Origin of the sequence: Flavisolibacter ginsengisoli DSM 18119 (assembly GCF_900129295.1) — a bacterium.
GTDB lineage: Bacteria > Bacteroidota > Bacteroidia > Chitinophagales > Chitinophagaceae > Flavisolibacter > Flavisolibacter ginsengisoli.
Genome location: NZ_FQUU01000031.1, coordinates 1 through 16,010, shown reverse-complemented (window position 1 = coordinate 16,010; position 16,010 = coordinate 1). Strand labels below are relative to the sequence as shown.

Here is a 16,010-nt window from a genome sequence, read left to right as displayed (position 1 = left end):
AGGGCTGAGAGAATTTTGCCATTGGGCTTGCGCTCTCCTCCATATTCCTTCTTCTACCAAAATACCACCCCTACATGGCTTCTTCCCTAAGAAAACTTATTGCTTTTCTCTCTAGATGATTCTTTTGAAAACAGAGCAGATGATATCCTGGTACGAAGCCTCAGAGAGGCGTTATTATGGTAGAAAAACATTGTATTTTGGAGAAGCAAAGCCCTGTAGGGGCGACATTTTATTTAATCATGGCGAACACGTATTCACATGCACTATTTAGTGTTAAGGGCTGAGAGAATTTTGCCATTGGGCTTGCGATTCCCGGTAATCCTTCTTTCAAAATAATACCACCCTTACAGGGCTTCATCACTAAGGAAACCTACTGCATTTCTTTCTACATAACCCTTTTGATAGCAGGGAGATGACATTCCCTGTCTGAGCCTCAGAGAGGCGACATTTTGGTAGAAGAAACATTGTATTGGGAGGAAAAAGCCCTGTAAGGGCGATATTTTTATTAACGGCCAGGGAGTTTGTGATCCGTTCCCTGATGGAATTGTGTCCATGATAGATGGCTAACGGAGATGAAGCCACGCTTATTGAAAAGACCAAATACTGTTACACAAATTTCTTAACCCTGCATCCAAAAGGTATTGCAGGCAATCCCTGGCAGGGCGTCTCCCGCAGCACAAAGACCGAACCGGCCAAGGGCTGCTCCTTTTTTTGAATATCAGTGAGTCCCAGGCTGGAAGATGTGACATAGATATCACGCAGGTCTTTCCCACCAAATGTGCAGGATGTAATCCTTGATACAGGCAGCATGATGCGGCACAATAAGGCACCGGTAAATGGATCCCAGCGACTGATGCTCCACCCATCCCATAAGGCCACCCACAACATGCCCTCCGTATCGATGGTCATGCCATCAGGCTTGCCCATGTCTGGTGGTATCTGCACCACGGTCCTTTGATTACATATATCACCGCTAACAGGATCAAAATCAAATGCAGCAACTTCCCTGGTGGCTGTATCTATAAAATAAAAATAGCGCCCATCAGGGCTCCAGGCCATTCCATTCGGTACGCTTACACCTTTTAATTTCACCCTTACAGTACCATCAGTTTCCATGGCATATAAGCTACCAGCATTCTTTGCCCCATGCAAGTTCATGGTGCCCGCCCAGAACCTCCCGGAAGGATCACATTTGCCATCATTGAACCGGTTTGCAATTACTTCTTCCACCAGGCTACCAATCCATTCCTTTGAACCATCATTGAGATCTATACATGCAAAACCGTGTTGCAAGGCTGCCAATAGTTTGGCCTTACTATGCAGGGCAACAGCGCCAATAGACTCGCCGGTATTGATCACCCTGTGATCCTTCCCATTCCCTTTGCAGGAATGGATCTCATGCCGGGCAATATCCACCCAATAGATCCTTTCCTCCACTGCATCCCAAACCGGGCTTTCCCCCAGCAAACATTGGTGGGAAAGTAAAGTTGTACAAGGCAGGTGCAGTATATTTTCTGTATTAATCAAGTCGCAATAATAAATTACAGGCAGCCAATCTAATGATGGAGGCGCTTCTGCAATAAACACTGTTTTTTATTATTAACCTAGGTCATGCTGGAAGCAGGACCTGAAATGTCAAAAAAGTATAGGCATTGAAGATTATTTCAGACTATTTCTTTCAGGCAAGGGATTAGTTTTGGTCATACTTATTGATTAAACTCCGGATAATTACGCATTGCTACATATGAAAAGAACCTTGGACATCCTGTTAGCAGCAGTACTGTTTACTTCCTGCCACACACCCTCAGCTTCACAGGTAGAAGTAAGAACCGCCTTTGGAAAACAAGCCTGGGCAGAATCTGCCATTCCCGTTCACCCGGGGGTTCCGGGCCAAACGCCATTCTGGAACGCGGAGGCGCACCAGTTTATCTACGCCCCTGCCTTTGACTATAAAAAAGTTGACAAAGCCACCAGCTACCGTTACAGTCTTACTTCTGAGACCAATGGTCAGACTTACCGCTTCGAGAGCGAGGTTCCCTATGCCCCACTCAGTAAGATCTGGACCTCGGTACCAGTGGGTTATTTCAATCTTTCCGTTGCTGGCATTTCCGCCGGCGGCGACTCCATAGGCCTGGCAGGTAAGGGACGCTATTACCGTGCAGCACCATTCAATGGTGTGTACCACGCCCCTGTGCTGCCCTACGATAGCAGTGCCAGGCTGGCTCTTGACAGGTTGATGCACGAAGACTATGTGAACTACTGGCTGGAACATAAGGAGCCCAAATGGGATTACATCAATTACAGCTATCCCGCCAAAATATACAGTGCCCTGGTGATCGGTGCCATCACCTATGCCAAATTGAAAGCAGGCACGCCCGAGGCAACAAGATCCACGGAACTGGCGCGTATCGTGGCAGATTATATGCTCAGCATCCGCTTTAAGGAAGGCAGTCCCTGGGAATTCTTTGTACCCACCTACTATGGTCCCCGTTCTGAAAAAGCCACCAAACAAAACCTGAAACCGATCAACAGTTTCAGCATCATGGGTGTGGATGCAGGCAATGCATTTTTAGACCTGTACGACTTTACAAAAGATGAAAAATACTTCCAGGCAGCCAGGCTGATAGCCGAAACCTACCTGAAGACCCAGTTACCCAATGGTAGCTGGTACCAGTTTGTCAATCACCAGACCGGTGAACCTACCGCACCCAATATCGTGATCCCTACTTCCATCATTAACTATTACGACCGCCTGCGCCATCAATATAAGGTTACCGGACTGGAAGCCTCCACTCAAAAAGCCTTTGACTGGATCATGAACAACCCGGTAAAGACCTTTAACTGGCAGGGACAGTTTGAAGACATCCAGGCACGCCCGCCCTATGAAAACTTAAGTCGTGAACAGGCCTGCGACCTTGCCATGTATTTGTTCAGGAATAAAAAGGACATGGAGCTGGCAGAGGAACTGGTGCGCTTTTCCGAAGACCAGTTTGTGATCTGGGAACAACCCGTCAAGGTAGCCTTCCAGGAACCCAAACCTGGAGGAAGGTCCGAGAACTGGATCACCCCTTCGGTGCAGGAACAATATGTTTTCTGGATGCCTGTAGGCAGGGCAGCCGGCGTGATGATGGAGACCTTCCTGGAAGCTTATAAGGCAACAGGGAAAGATATCTACCTGGCCAAAGCCCAATCTATTGCCAACTCCTTTACACTGGCGCAGCAGGCAAACAAAGGAGATTATCCCACCTATTTTACTAAGTACCCATTGAACCTATGGTTGAACAGCACAGTATATCCAGCCAAGCTGCTGATGAACAACCAGGCATTATTGGGGAAGAAATTATAGTCGGGATTTACCCGGATGAAGGCGGGAGATTAATGCTATTGCCACAATTATTAACTGCATTGCCCAACCACTATAAAAAAGCACAAGTCATAATAGCTTGTGCTTTTTTATTGCAATGCAGTTGTTATCATACCATGAGATGATTGAGTTTTCTTACACGCATAATTTCAACTACGTTAGAGAGTAAATATAAGTATCATAAGAATAAACTCTTATGTCAACCTAAGTCTTTTAACTGGTTAACGGTAATAAACACACGAAAGAATAGCAGGTGCTGTTTTTACAGTGGACTATATTCGCATCCCAATTTTTATGTATGTCTAATCCTCTGAATAGACATTGCATAGGATCCCCGTCCCACCCTATTGAAAAGTTTGAAGCGAATTAGATCTATCCATAAACAGCTATTTTATTTATGAAACAATTTTACCAACGTAATCTTTTACTGGCATTTATTCTCTTATTGGCTTTTCAACGATCGGGCGCACAGGTGAATCTGCCCTATACACTACATTTTACTACAGATAATCCCGCCAACTGGAGCGATGGTATCGCCCAGGATGGTGACGGCGGCACTTCAAACATCAATGGCCTGGACATTCAGATCTATGCTGCTGATGCCTCTTTCAATAAATTGGGAGGAAGTACCATCGTCTGGCATAACAACGGTTATTATTATTCCAACAATTCGGGGTACACCGCTATTACGCCCGGACCTGATGCTACTGTGACCAGCAATGGCGTTCCTGCCATGGTGCTCAAAAGCTCAAGCCAGTCAGTTAATTTTTCCTTACAGTCCATTCAACTATATGATTGGGGAGGCGTTACACCTATCCGGATAGCAACCTATAATAATGGGACCCTTGTGGGTATGATTGATGTGAGCCTGGATAATGTGAACTGGAATGTCAAAACAATCAGCCAGTCAGATGCACTGACACCAGCCCTCTTTAACAACATAGACGAGGTTCGTTTTTACCCTTCTCCCACCAGCGGTTCTGGTATCTTCTGGCTGAGCATGAATAATATCGCACTTGCTTCTCCTGCTACAGTAATGCCTGTTTCCCTTACATATTTTAAAGGCAGGTCTCTTAACAGCAATTCCGCATTGCTGGAATGGGAAACAGCGCAGGAAGAAAATGCAGACCATTTTGACATCGAGGAAAGCAGCAATGGCACCCTGTTTACCAAACTGGCTACACTGCCGGCAAAAGGCAATTCTTCCATACCCACCCGGTATCTTTATACTTATACAGGCAACCTGCAATCCACACATTATTTCCGGCTGAAAGAAGTGGACGAGGATGGAAAGACCAGTTATAGTTCTATCATTTCTGTAAGCAATGATGGTACTGGCGGGAATATCCGCATACTTCCCAACCCTGCTCCTGGTGGAATAGCCACGGTAACTGCTTCCACACGCATGAACACCATCACTGTTTTTTCAGCCGCTGGCACCAGGATACAAATATTGAATGTGAATAGTAACCAGGCATCATTAAATCTTAGCTCCCTTGCAAAAGGCAGTTATTATTTGCTAATTGAGCTGGAAGGCAAAACAGAAAAACGCATGTTGATTGTACATTAAATGCATGATTCCCGGGGGAAAGAATATCTCCCGGGGATTTATCATCATTTTTATCTTAGGAAATTTACTGCAATGATTGGGCATATACAGTAATGACTATATTACAAACTGAATAGAAACCCTTACGGCTTAGCAATAACCCTTATTGCCCGGATAAACTCTATTATCCAATTTTGCCGCCCTGTAAGTCAAGCCTCCCTTGACCCAGGCAGGATCTATCATCAACTAACTATCTTATGAGAAATCTTTACCTCTCTTGCTTTGCGTTGCTATGTATTGTATTGAATGCCCATGCCCAGTTCAGCGGCAATTATGCTCCTGCTAAATTCACTCTCACCCAAACTCCTGGTGCGAATGGAAACGTTAATACCTCAGGTGCACCGGCCTCAATTATTATTACAGGAAGTGATGACCCAACATATACTTTGTCCTCGCAGATGGACGTGGATTATACAGTAAGGGCTGTTGCACCCGGAATATTCAGGTTTGACTGGTCGTACCATACCAATGATTTGGATTCCGATCCGCAATACGATCCTGCAGGTGTTCTGGTCAATGGTGTATTTACCAGTTTAACAACAGGTGTTGGCATCAACCAATCAGGCTCTTACTCCGTTACGGTAACGGCAGGCAGTATAATTGGATTTAGAGTAAGGGCAATTGATAATGGTTATGGCACCGCCACTCTTACTATTTCAGGCTTTTCAGCACCAGCCAGCACCCTCCCTGTGAAACTCAGTCTCTTTACTGGTAAGTCACAAACCAATGCCATACAGTTGCAATGGACCGCTGCCACAGAGATCAATACCGCTTTCTATGAGGTACAACGCTCTACCAATGGCATCAACTTTACCAGCATTGGAAAGGTTGTAGCAGGAATAATAGGTGGACAATATCAATTCCTGGACGCCACACCCTTGCAGGGAAAGAACTATTACCGCCTGCGTATGGTAGATAATGATGGCAGTTTTGACTATTCAGGAATCGTGGTGTTGACAACGGGAAACTCACTCGTCCAGTCAAAACTTTCCCTGTACCCTAACCCGGCCACTAGTGCCATTTGGCTAACCGTTCAATCTCCTGTAGCCAGCCAGGAAGAAGTACAGCTTTTCAATGCCGCTGGCGCAATGATCTCTTCTGAAACGCTGGCATTGCCTGCCGGATCGTTGAAAAAAGAAATAAACATTGCTTCCCTTGCACCGGGAACCTATTTTATCCGGTTGTCAGCTACTAACACGACCATCCCCTTTGTAAAAAAATAATAACGGTATTAGCATACAAAAAGCCCGGGCCATCATGTTGCCCGGGCTTTTTGATTTCATTGAAAGGAAATAAGATCACATACGCCTCATAAAATAAAAATTCATATTCCTGCTGATCCTGAATCCCAGCCTTTCATATAGCGCAATGGCCCTGCTGTTATCTTCCCGAACATGTAAAAAAGGAACCTGGCCCTGTTGCAATATCAATTGCACCTGGTGCTGCACCAGTACGGAAGCATAACCCTTGCCCAGGTGATCGGGATGCGTGCATACGGCGCTGACTTCAGTATATTGTTGCGGATGCAGGCGCTGGCCTGTCATGGCCACCAGTTTGTCCTGGTCAAAGATCCCGTAATAGTGGCCGAACTCAATGGTGCGGAGGCCAAAGGGACCGGGTTTGGTAAGCTTTGCCAGTTCCACCATTGCTGCTGCATATTGCTTTTCCAGGGGAACGGGTGCAAAAGTACCAGGCAATATTTCCCTACCCTCTTCAAAGACCATTTGAACGCCTTTTATTTCATGGAGCAATTGCCAGCCTTTCGGTGGTGCTATAGGTTGAGGAATGGCGTACAGGATAGTCCGACCTGGAGGCAACAGATCATATAGCTCTTCAAATCCTTTCTCATACACTTCATCAAATGCGACAAAAGGAGATACTGCTTCATCAAAGTACTTAACGTTTTCCGAACCCAAACTAAGATGCTGATCCCCGGATGTTAAACCCTGGTAAACAGGGTTATTTAAAATAAGCTCCACCTTGCAAAACTATTCATCTTCGCGGGTGCAGGCCAAAATTTTGATTGAGCTCATTTAGCATTGGCTTAGTCCTCTCAAACGCATCCTGTTATAAAGGATCAATCAACCCGAATGATCATGCAGTATTTTCCAGCCATTCGCTGTGTGTACAAAGACCAGGGAAAAGGTGCCGGTCCTTTCCTTCATCTTTTCATTGGCCTTTAATATGAAACGGCCGGTAAGCAAGGCATACTCCTTTCCCAATGGAGTGAATTCATAGGTATCATACCCAAGCATTTGTTTGGGCTTTCCGTTTTCGAAGTAATACTTCTCATATAGCTCCCGCATGCCATTTATTTTGGTTCTACCCTTTGGCAACATCATGGTTGCTGAAGTATCATATAAAGCCATATAGCCATCCAGGTCACCATTGTTCCATTTATCAGCTGCTTCATTCATGGACTGGATAACCTGTTTTTCATCACTGCCTTGCTGGGCTCTCAGTGTAATTGTAGCCAGGGTCAATGCTATAAACATGATCAAGCTAAAATATCTATGCATGTAATTGATTTGCTTCAAATCTAGTGATTCTTTCATCTTTTAGAGAAACACATAAGGGTTGTTATTTGGCTATAATTTGAGATTCTTAAGTGTTTTTCTTCATGCTGAAAGTAGAATTAGAATCCTAAATAAAAACATTAGCTTCTTTTAATATTTAATAATCTTCATTACATTGGCGCACCAAAACAATTGCCTTATGAATCCAGCGGATGAAATTGAACCATCTCCGGAACCTATTGCTGCTAATGTATGCCGTAACTGCCAGGCTGCGCTGCCTGTTATGGAAGGCAAAATACCCTTATGCCAATCCTGCCGCTCCCAGTTTATCAATTTTCCCATTCCTAAATGGATCAGGGCATTTGGAGCTGGTATCCTGCTGTTGCTGGTTTTTTCACTCGTTTCCCTGCCGGAACAGATCCGGACTGGCGTTCATTTACAAAAAGGCATTAAAGCTGCTTCGGATCATCATTATTATACTGCCCAAAAAGAATTGCAACAGGTAGTAGATCATGAGCCTTATTATACCGAAGCTCAATGCCGCCTGCTGATCGCAGCCTTTTTTAATGAAGACTATAAAACAGTTTTTTCCACTTATAAAATGATCGAGAACAATGAAGTAAAAGACCAGGATCTTTTTAAGGATGTTACAGACGTGTTGAACCGTATGGAAACTCATTTGCCTACTGACTCTTTTAACCTCCTATTGGAGAAAAAACAAGGGCAGCTAACTGAAACAGATTACAGGAATTATTTTGACAGTAATGCGCACGATGCCTATGCTTTGACCAGGTATGCCAACCTTTTATATGATCAAAAGAATTTTGCCGGCGCTGACAGTGTGTTAAACCTGGTATTAAAGGATAACCCCTTTCATACCTATGCGCTTATCATTAAAATTCCTTTAAAACGTGATCAACTGCAATTTGACTCCTCTTACTATTTTATAAACCAGCTCCTCGCTTTAAATAAGGAAGATGCTTATGCTATAGCTTCCAGGGCAAGAACCCTGTTGAAACAGCATAAAGACGGGGAAGCATTTAAAGATGCCCGTCAAAGCCTTGATCTTAATCCCTCTTCACCTTATGGACTAGCCACCATGGCCCTTATTTACCATTACCGGAACGACATTCCAAAACGGGATGCCCTGATGGCAAGGGCCCAAAAAGACAGTTCGTTAATGGAATCATTTGATTATGTAAGCAATATTGTTTCCGGTAAAGAAAAATTCAGAGACTAAAAACCTATTGTAATGTTTATTCCAGGCATTCTTATTACGCTTGTTACCTTCCCCGGTGTTATAGTTCATGAACTGGCCCACCAGCTATTCTGCCGCCTCTATAAAATACCTGTATTTGAAGTGGTGTATTTCCAGGCAAAGAACCCAGCGGGTTATGTGTTGCATGAAGCACCCGCCAATAAATGGCAATCGCTAATGATTGGGATTGGCCCTTTCATTGTTAACACATTATTAGGTGCATTTATAGCCCTACCTGCAGCCTTGCCGGTAATGGAATTTAATAATGGCGGCCCACTTGATTATGTATTGCTATATCTAGGTTTGTCTATTGCCATGCATGCCTTTCCCAGCACCGGTGATGCTCAATCAATCTGGAACAGTTTGAAGGAAGAAGGAACACCGATCTGGGTTAAAATAGTAGCCTATCCAATTGTTGGCCTTATCTATTTAGGAGCCCTTGGTTCTTTTTTCTGGCTTGATCTTCTTTATGGTATTGGTGTAGTTGTGGGGCTTCCACATTTGATAATAGGTTTATTGGGTTAAAACAAACAAATACTTACAGCTCAATTGAATTATAATAAATGCCATATAGTTATACACTTAGTATTTCAATCAAAAGGGTCCTTATGAACCCTCTTTTAAGTAAAACTAGTACTCATGAAACCTGGCCAACGCTTTTGGACAAAAGATGAACTTCTTCTTGCCATTAATCTTTATGCGAAATTACCCTTCGGTAAAATGCATAGCCGCAACCCGCAGGTAATTGAACTCGCCACTCTTATAAAACGAACACCCGGTTCTGTTGCCTTTAAGCTAGTGAACTTTGCCAGCCTTGATCCTAATCTGCAAAAGCGAGGAATCAAGGGGGCTGCCAATTCTGGCAATCTTGATAAAGAAGTATGGAATCAATTTTACAATAACTGGGATGATGCCTTTGAAGAAAGTGAAAAACTGTTGGCAAACGCCAAGAAAATCAATGTGGAAGAACTTTATTTGCACGAAATATCTAAATATGAAAAAGGCCTTGACATAAAGCGACTTGTTAACACACGAGTAAACCAATATCGATTTCGTCAATTAGTATTGTCAAATTACAATAACAAGTGTTGCATTACAGGCCTAACAGAGCCCATTTTATTGATAGCTAGCCATATTACCTCCTGGAGTAAGTTCGAAGATAACAGGCTCAATCCTATGAATGGACTTTGCCTCAATGCTCTTCATGACAAAGCTTTTGATGCTGGACTACTTACAATATCGGCAGAAGATTATACTATTAAAATATCTTCTATACTAGCAAAAAAGGATAAGATAGGGTCTGAGTATTTCCAACAGTATCATAACAAACCAATAGCCATTCCTAAAAAATTTCCTCCTTCCAGGGAGTTTTTAAAAATACATAATGAGAAATTCAAACTTTGAAATTTTCCCATTATTATTATTTAACTGATAATTTTTTTTATGAATGATGTGTCACGGATATTTAAAATGACCAATGCAGGTATCTATTTAAATGATCACGAAATAATTTCCTATAATAATACCAATCTTCCAAACAATCATTTTAGATTTAGTCAATCTAGAGATATTTATTGGAAAGTAAAACCTTTAATTAATAAACAAGAAGATAGTACAGTTATCATCATTGAAGTTATTGATTATGACTGCATTGACATGGAGTCCTTTTTTAAACAAAAAATAAAGGGAGAATTACCTTTTTTAAAATTTATAAATTTAGACTGGGCGAAATTCATTGGACAGTTAGCTACATACTCTCCGAATTATATAGACAAGTCAGCTTTTGATACTAACAGTATTGACCAGTTACTAATAGGAACTCAATCAAGCTTGTTTAATGTTGGAAGAACGAGAGGTTTAGACAAAACAAATATATCCATATTGCCACAATCTGATAATGATACGACTACAAGGAGCCTTGAATTACAAATAACGAAGAGTTGGTCAGAGGTAAAAATTAAAGACGGCTATATTGAAGTAACTCATAATGCAAAAGAACTTAACGAATTATTAGTTATAAAAGTTCATAATGATATTTTGAGGCATGAGTATGATTTAATTAAAAATTATTTTGCAAAGCGACTGGGTAAGAAAGCAATTGAAATAAAAGCAACTATTAACATTGAAGTTCTAAAAATAAAACATATATATGCAACCTCCTCCGATATAGATCTAATAAACGAATCACTATTAGAAGTAATACGCCAAGAACAAATCCGAAACTTAAGTAAAAAAACCCTTGCAGATGAGAATAAAAGTCTTTATACAATTGATGAAGCTTTGAAAAAAACTGATTCAACTGAAAATAATGTGCTGGGGCTAAAAATTGATGACATTATTAAAGTAGTAACGGAAAACTTTACTCATAGAAATGCCAAACAAATTCAATATTTAGCCGAGAAACATCTTGCTTCTGAAGAAGTTATCCGCTTAACACTCAAACCTAAGTTTGGTTTTGTTTTTTATTTTAAATGTAAAAAACATCATCATTATGCTTGGGAGCTTTTATCTTCCCATGCAACCTATGTTTGGAGCTTTTCGCTTGTTAATTTTTCAAGAGTTAAATCTTTAGAACTTCTTGAAAGCATAATAAATGAAATACACCTATATGGAAGAGAACCATACAGAAAAAAACACAAATTAAATGAAGACTATGAATTTGTAGCAATTAGTCACAAATTGGATGTAGATGAGAATCCCATATTTGAGCAATGGCGCACAAAATTAAATAGTTTATAGTTATATAGAAGAATATCAATCAAACTATTTAAAGATTTTGTTAGGGTATTTTATATATTCCATACAAACTAACTATGCATACGGAAAATAAATATGGTTTCCTAACCTAACAAATAACAAAAAAGGGCAATCTCCCGATCACCCTTTCTTATAATTTTATTTCCCACTAATCCTTTTTATCCGGTGCATCCTTCGCCGCCATTTGATGGAACATGACCACCTTGCCCTGCTTGTTGAAGAACCAAACCTCGTTCAAATGAGTTTTCACTGTAGTGCCATCTTTACTGGTATCGTTTTCTTCCCCCCATACGGTTACTACCTCGTGCTCAGGATCGTCGGGTGACTTTAAAGTTGTACAAGCCATTACGGTACTTGTAACTGAACTAAAATTGTTACGATAATCTTTGATCATCTTTATCCAGTTGTCTTTCCCCTTTACCATAGAGCCATCAGGGAAAGTGGCTACCACATCATCGGCCAGCAGGTCGCCAACATTGTCCATGGTGTTGTTATCATAATCCTTCCATAGCTGTATCACTTTTTGTGCATACATCATGTTGCCAATGGAAATGTTATGTACAGGGCCATTATGAAGCTGTCCCATACTGGTGGCGTTGGCTGCCTGTACCGGCTTAGTGGTCTGTGCCTGGCAAACCATCATAGAAAATAAACCCGTAGCGGTTAGAATGAGTAATCGTTTCATTGCTGAAGTATTTAGTATGAATGAATAAAAGCAGTGTTCAGTGCATCAGAGGGGGCGAAGAAGGCTGATCAATAGGGGGACACTATTAAGGTACAATGTTTTTTTATTATTTGACCCTGTTTGTTGAGGAGCCACAGGATCAGTACCCAGGGGTATTAAAGGGAGATACACCCCAAAAACGAAAAGGCAATCTTTCGATTGCCCTTTCTTACAGTTATAAATACGTAAGTACCTAAAACTGCTTGATTGTTCAATAAACTAATAAACTAATAAAAATGAATTGAACAACTTGTACTATTATAATTACAATTGTTGTGCCATTCTGCCTGTTAAATACAGTATTATTTTCATAAGGGCAACTATGAATACCCATATCCCGGGCTATTTGCTTTTTCCGGGGAAAATAGCCTGGAAAATGCCAGGGATTTGGGGCGTCCTATTCCCATGCGCCTACCCTATATCATGGCACCAGGATTGCATGAGTATTACAAAATATATATTATGTCAAAGATCTTAATAGGAGCCCTTGTTTGCGCAGCAGTAGCTGGCGTAGTGTACTATGTTTATAACAACCAGGAAGAAGTTGAAGAACAACTTGGATCATTAAAAGACAAGGCCTCAGATGCATTGGGAAAAGCTAAAAAACAATTCTCTAAGCAGTCTGAAGACGCTCAAGCCTGGGCGCAGAGCTAACCCATAGACAAACCTTTCAACAGGAAATAATATTGTTGGAAAACACCCCTAAAAAAGCCTGCAAACGCAGGCTTTTTTATTACTTTACTGATTCCGGCAGTAAACTTATTCTTTCAATATTATCCCTATAAACCATCCCAAAGCATCTCCATCCTTCTACACATTTTTACTTTTGACTTTTGACTTTATCCTTCTTTACTCCTTGGTCAGGTAAAAATTAAACTTCCGCTTTACCTTCTTTGGCTGGTTGTTGCTGTCCATCACAGGGGTGAAAGCTGGTGGATTGTCGGCTAAGCGCTGCTTTACCTGCTCCAGCAGGAAGGCATTATCAGGAGCAACCGTCACATTCGTCAATTCCGTCTTGCCATCTGCGCCAATTTCATAATCCGCCAACACGTAATAGGTTTCCTTCTTTACTTTCTTATTGGACAATACTTCTGACTTCAGCGTGGCTACCAGTGTCTCGGTATATTCCTTCCAGATCTTGCTGTTGGTCTTCACCGGTGCCGGTGGCGCCACCACTTCAGCCTGGGCATTCACGGCAGAATCATTGGCGGGGGCTGCTTCTGCGGGTTCGGCTGTCTTAGCCTCAGCTACAGTCTTGCTACTATCAGGCAGGTTGGCTTTCTTCAACGAATCACCGGGAATTACGGCCACCACGGTTTGACTGGCCGCTGCTTTCTCAGCCGCCGCTTTCCTGTCGGTAGTATCTACTTTGCTCTTCAGGTCGTCCGTCTTGCGCACTACCGTATTGGAATCGTTCCTCAGCTTGCCACTGTACAAAAGATCTTTCAGCGACTGCGCCCTCGCGGTGAAACTGAATGCGATCAATAAAAACAAAATGCCCTTTTTCATAACTGCATTTATTAGTTGAGTGTATGTGTTTGTATTACAACGAAAGTTAAGACGTAAAGTTGTTAGGAACTTCATAAGAATCTTTGATCCCCTTATTGCCTTCCTGGTTTGCAATTGCCGGGCGCCTGTTTAACAAAATGTACTAATTTCAACATCCCTTTAGCCCCATCGAAACGTGAATAGTTCAACATACACACAAGATCATACCTACCCTTTTCTGAAGGATAGCGGCGAAATGGGTGCCCTGATCCTCCGGCACGATTGGTCCAGGACACCTATTGGCACCATGGACCAATGGCCGCCATCCCTGCGCACCACCCTTGGCATCCTGCTTCATTCCGCATTCCCCATGTTCCTGTTCTGGGGACCGGAACTTACCTGTTTTTATAACGATGCCTTCCGGCCCAGCCTGGGCATTGAGGGAAAACACCCGGCCATTGGCAAACGAGGCAAAGAAGTATGGGCAGATATCTGGGAATTTATTTGTCCCCTCATTAACCAGATCATGACCACAGGAGCTCCCGTTTATTTTGAGGACCAGTTGGTGCCCTTTTACCGCAACGGGCGCATGGAAGATATTTACTGGACCTTCAGCTATAGCCCTGTGTACAATGATGAAGGAAATATAAACGGTGTATTTGTCACCTGCACGGAAACCACTGCGCATGTGGTAGACCGTAAAAAGATCGAAGACATCGTTGCACTGCGCACCCGCGAGCTGGAAGAAGCCCACGAGGCCCTGGTACATTCCAATAACTACCTGCAGCAATTGATCAACCTCTCCCGTGAACCTATGCAGGTGCTGACGCCTGTGTTCGAAAACAACCGGATCGTTGACTTCCGCTATAAGCTCACCAACCAGGCCTACGCCAATTATGCCCACGCCACGCCCGAAGCCTTGCATGATCATAAGGTGAGTGAGGTATTCCCCAGCTATTTCGAAACCTCCAGTTTTATCAACGTGGCAAAGACCTTTGAAACAGGGAAGGATGACAACTGGGAGATCCATTATAACGCTGACGGACGTGACCTGTACAACGAGATGAACGCTGTGAAACTGGAAAACGAAGTGGTGGTACACTTTACCGATTTCACCAGGCTGAAACACCTGCAACTGGAGCTGCTTCATAAGATCAAAGAACTGGAACGCTCCAATGAACAACTGGAAGAATTTGCCCACGTAGCTTCCCACGACCTGAAAGAACCCATCCGCAAAGTGCAGTTCTTTATTACCAGGTTAAAAAAAGAGTTGGAACCCAAACTCAATGACAGTGAAAAGGAATTGTTCACCCGCATAGAGTCGGCCAATGTGCGCATGGGCAAGTTGGTAGACGATCTGCTGACCTATTCCCAACTAAGAACACCACCCGATCAGAAGGAGGCAGTGGACCTTGAGTCATTGCTGCGACAGATACTCGACGACCTGGCCCTGGAGGTACAGGACAAGAACGCCACGGTGCAACTGGTGGATCTGCCAGTAGTACATGGATACAGGGGACAGCTACAGCAGCTTTTCCAGAACCTGCTTTCCAATGCGCTTAAATACACCAATCCAGGCCAGCCCGTTGCCATTGACGTGAGTTGTAGTAGGCAGCAGGAAAATGGCGTTGACTATTACAAGGTGCAGGTAAAGGACAACGGCATTGGCTTTGAGCAGGAATATTCAGAAAAGATCTTCCAGCTCTTCACGCGCCTGCATGGCAAACACGAATATGCCGGAACGGGTATTGGCCTTTCCATTGTAAAGAAGGTGGTAGAGAACCACCATGGAAAGGTATGGGCAGAAAGCAAACCAGGGGAAGGATCGGTGTTTACTGTTCTTTTACCAGTTGTAGGGGAGAAAGAAGAAGTCAAAAGTCAAAAGTAAAAATTCAAAAGCTTTAGTGGCCAAATCGTTTGTCCTATTCAGTTAGTATATAGAACGGGAAAACACTTTGCGACACTTTGCGTGCCTTCTCTCTCCTTTGCGATACTTTAAGAAAACAGTAACGCGAAGGACGCTAAGTATGCGCAAAGAAAAATGCAAAGGATAAAGCTAGAGTCAATACTATTTGCAATCAATTCTTCAACCTAAATACTGACAGCTAAAAGAATACACTTCCACCTAAAGAACCAGAAACAAAAAACAATAAATCAACCCACCAGGCGTACCTACGGCACGCTGCTTCATAAACTACTTTATTGCTACCTACAAAATGTTCCTACGGAACATAATTAAGCAGATTAATTAATCTATGGTTATTGAAACAATTAAGAGTTTAAATAAAATACGA

Annotated in this window: 14 protein-coding genes; 9 read left to right on the top strand and 5 right to left on the bottom strand. The window is 42.6% G+C overall.

From position 1 onward, the window contains the following. Positions 1–606: 606 nt before the first annotated feature. Entirely contained in the window at positions 607–1,587 is a 981-nt protein-coding gene (locus BUA53_RS20370) for an SMP-30/gluconolactonase/LRE family protein (RefSeq protein WP_245793240.1), read from the bottom strand. A 157-nt stretch (positions 1,588–1,744) separates the two neighbouring features. On the opposite strand from BUA53_RS20370, the gene BUA53_RS20365 reads away from it, so the two are divergent. The 3 genes from BUA53_RS20365 (at position 1,745) to BUA53_RS20355 (ending at position 6,196) form a co-directional block, all read left to right on the top strand. Then, the gene (locus BUA53_RS20365; protein ID WP_072837243.1) at positions 1,745–3,346 is read left to right on the top strand and encodes a hypothetical protein; all 1,602 of its coding nucleotides are present in this window, start codon (positions 1,745–1,747) and stop codon (positions 3,344–3,346) included. A gap of 415 nt (positions 3,347–3,761) precedes the next feature. Beyond that, the gene (locus tag BUA53_RS20360; RefSeq protein ID WP_072837242.1) at positions 3,762–4,934 is read left to right on the top strand and encodes a T9SS type A sorting domain-containing protein; all 1,173 of its coding nucleotides are present in this window, start codon (positions 3,762–3,764) and stop codon (positions 4,932–4,934) included. Between the two features lie 236 nt (positions 4,935–5,170). After that, positions 5,171–6,196, top strand: a complete 1,026-nt coding sequence (locus BUA53_RS20355) for a T9SS type A sorting domain-containing protein (RefSeq protein ID WP_072837241.1) — start codon at positions 5,171–5,173, stop codon at positions 6,194–6,196. A 75-nt stretch (positions 6,197–6,271) separates the two neighbouring features. Here BUA53_RS20355 and BUA53_RS21495 read toward each other — a convergent pair whose 3' ends face one another. Then, positions 6,272–6,952, bottom strand: coding sequence for a GNAT family N-acetyltransferase (locus BUA53_RS21495; RefSeq protein WP_072837240.1), 681 nt, complete (start codon positions 6,950–6,952; stop codon positions 6,272–6,274). A 102-nt stretch (positions 6,953–7,054) separates the two neighbouring features. Then, positions 7,055–7,492, bottom strand: coding sequence for a YybH family protein (locus tag BUA53_RS20345; protein ID WP_175546129.1), 438 nt, complete (start codon positions 7,490–7,492; stop codon positions 7,055–7,057). Between the two features lie 196 nt (positions 7,493–7,688). Here BUA53_RS20345 and BUA53_RS20340 point away from each other — a divergent pair, with 196 nt between their 5' ends. From BUA53_RS20340 to BUA53_RS20325, 4 genes are all read left to right on the top strand, one after another. Further along, positions 7,689–8,729 (top strand): tetratricopeptide repeat protein, encoded by a 1,041-nt coding sequence (locus tag BUA53_RS20340; RefSeq protein ID WP_072837238.1) that lies wholly within the window; start codon positions 7,689–7,691, stop codon positions 8,727–8,729. Positions 8,730–8,741: 12 nt separating this feature from the next. Continuing rightward, on the top strand, positions 8,742–9,272 hold the full coding sequence (locus tag BUA53_RS20335; protein ID WP_072837237.1) for a DUF3267 domain-containing protein: 531 nt from the start codon (positions 8,742–8,744) through the stop codon (positions 9,270–9,272). 114 nt (positions 9,273–9,386) lie between these two features. After that, on the top strand, positions 9,387–10,151 hold the full coding sequence (locus BUA53_RS20330; RefSeq protein WP_072837236.1) for an HNH endonuclease: 765 nt from the start codon (positions 9,387–9,389) through the stop codon (positions 10,149–10,151). A 39-nt stretch (positions 10,152–10,190) separates the two neighbouring features. Beyond that, positions 10,191–11,486 carry a hypothetical protein gene (locus tag BUA53_RS20325; protein WP_072837235.1) on the top strand — a complete coding sequence of 432 codons (1,296 nt, stop codon included), beginning with the start codon at positions 10,191–10,193 and terminating at the stop codon, positions 11,484–11,486. A gap of 166 nt (positions 11,487–11,652) precedes the next feature. Here the strand turns inward: BUA53_RS20325 and BUA53_RS20320 are convergent, their stop codons facing one another. Beyond that, positions 11,653–12,189, bottom strand: coding sequence for a DUF4440 domain-containing protein (locus tag BUA53_RS20320; RefSeq protein WP_139256531.1), 537 nt, complete (start codon positions 12,187–12,189; stop codon positions 11,653–11,655). A 501-nt stretch (positions 12,190–12,690) separates the two neighbouring features. On the opposite strand from BUA53_RS20320, the gene BUA53_RS20315 reads away from it, so the two are divergent. Continuing rightward, positions 12,691–12,882, top strand: a complete 192-nt coding sequence (locus BUA53_RS20315) for a hypothetical protein (protein ID WP_139256530.1) — start codon at positions 12,691–12,693, stop codon at positions 12,880–12,882. 195 nt (positions 12,883–13,077) lie between these two features. Here the strand turns inward: BUA53_RS20315 and BUA53_RS20310 are convergent, their stop codons facing one another. Then, complete coding sequence (locus tag BUA53_RS20310) at positions 13,078–13,737, bottom strand: hypothetical protein (RefSeq protein ID WP_072837232.1); 660 nt, start codon at positions 13,735–13,737, stop codon at positions 13,078–13,080. 175 nt (positions 13,738–13,912) lie between these two features. On the opposite strand from BUA53_RS20310, the gene BUA53_RS20305 reads away from it, so the two are divergent. Continuing rightward, a complete protein-coding gene (locus BUA53_RS20305; RefSeq protein ID WP_139256529.1) occupies positions 13,913–15,604 on the top strand; it encodes a PAS domain-containing sensor histidine kinase in 1,692 nt (563 codons plus the stop codon). Positions 15,605–16,010: the final 406 nt, after the last annotated feature.

Bases quoted from the DNA above. Each gene is read 5' to 3' on its own strand.
- BUA53_RS20365 (WP_072837243.1), top strand. From the start codon at position 1,745: ATGAAAAGAACCTTGGACATCCTGTTAGCAGCAGTACTGTTTACTTCC.
- BUA53_RS20360 (WP_072837242.1), top strand. From the start codon at position 3,762: ATGAAACAATTTTACCAACGTAATCTTTTACTGGCATTTATTCTCTTA.
- BUA53_RS20355 (WP_072837241.1), top strand. From the start codon at position 5,171: ATGAGAAATCTTTACCTCTCTTGCTTTGCGTTGCTATGTATTGTATTG.
- BUA53_RS20345 (WP_175546129.1), bottom strand. From the start codon at position 7,492: ATGCATAGATATTTTAGCTTGATCATGTTTATAGCATTGACCCTGGCT.
- BUA53_RS20340 (WP_072837238.1), top strand. From the start codon at position 7,689: ATGAATCCAGCGGATGAAATTGAACCATCTCCGGAACCTATTGCTGCT.
- BUA53_RS20335 (WP_072837237.1), top strand. From the start codon at position 8,742: ATGTTTATTCCAGGCATTCTTATTACGCTTGTTACCTTCCCCGGTGTT.
- BUA53_RS20330 (WP_072837236.1), top strand. From the start codon at position 9,387: ATGAAACCTGGCCAACGCTTTTGGACAAAAGATGAACTTCTTCTTGCC.
- BUA53_RS20325 (WP_072837235.1), top strand. From the start codon at position 10,191: ATGAATGATGTGTCACGGATATTTAAAATGACCAATGCAGGTATCTAT.
- BUA53_RS20320 (WP_139256531.1), bottom strand. From the start codon at position 12,189: ATGAAACGATTACTCATTCTAACCGCTACGGGTTTATTTTCTATGATG.
- BUA53_RS20315 (WP_139256530.1), top strand. From the start codon at position 12,691: ATGTCAAAGATCTTAATAGGAGCCCTTGTTTGCGCAGCAGTAGCTGGC.
- BUA53_RS20310 (WP_072837232.1), bottom strand. From the start codon at position 13,737: ATGAAAAAGGGCATTTTGTTTTTATTGATCGCATTCAGTTTCACCGCG.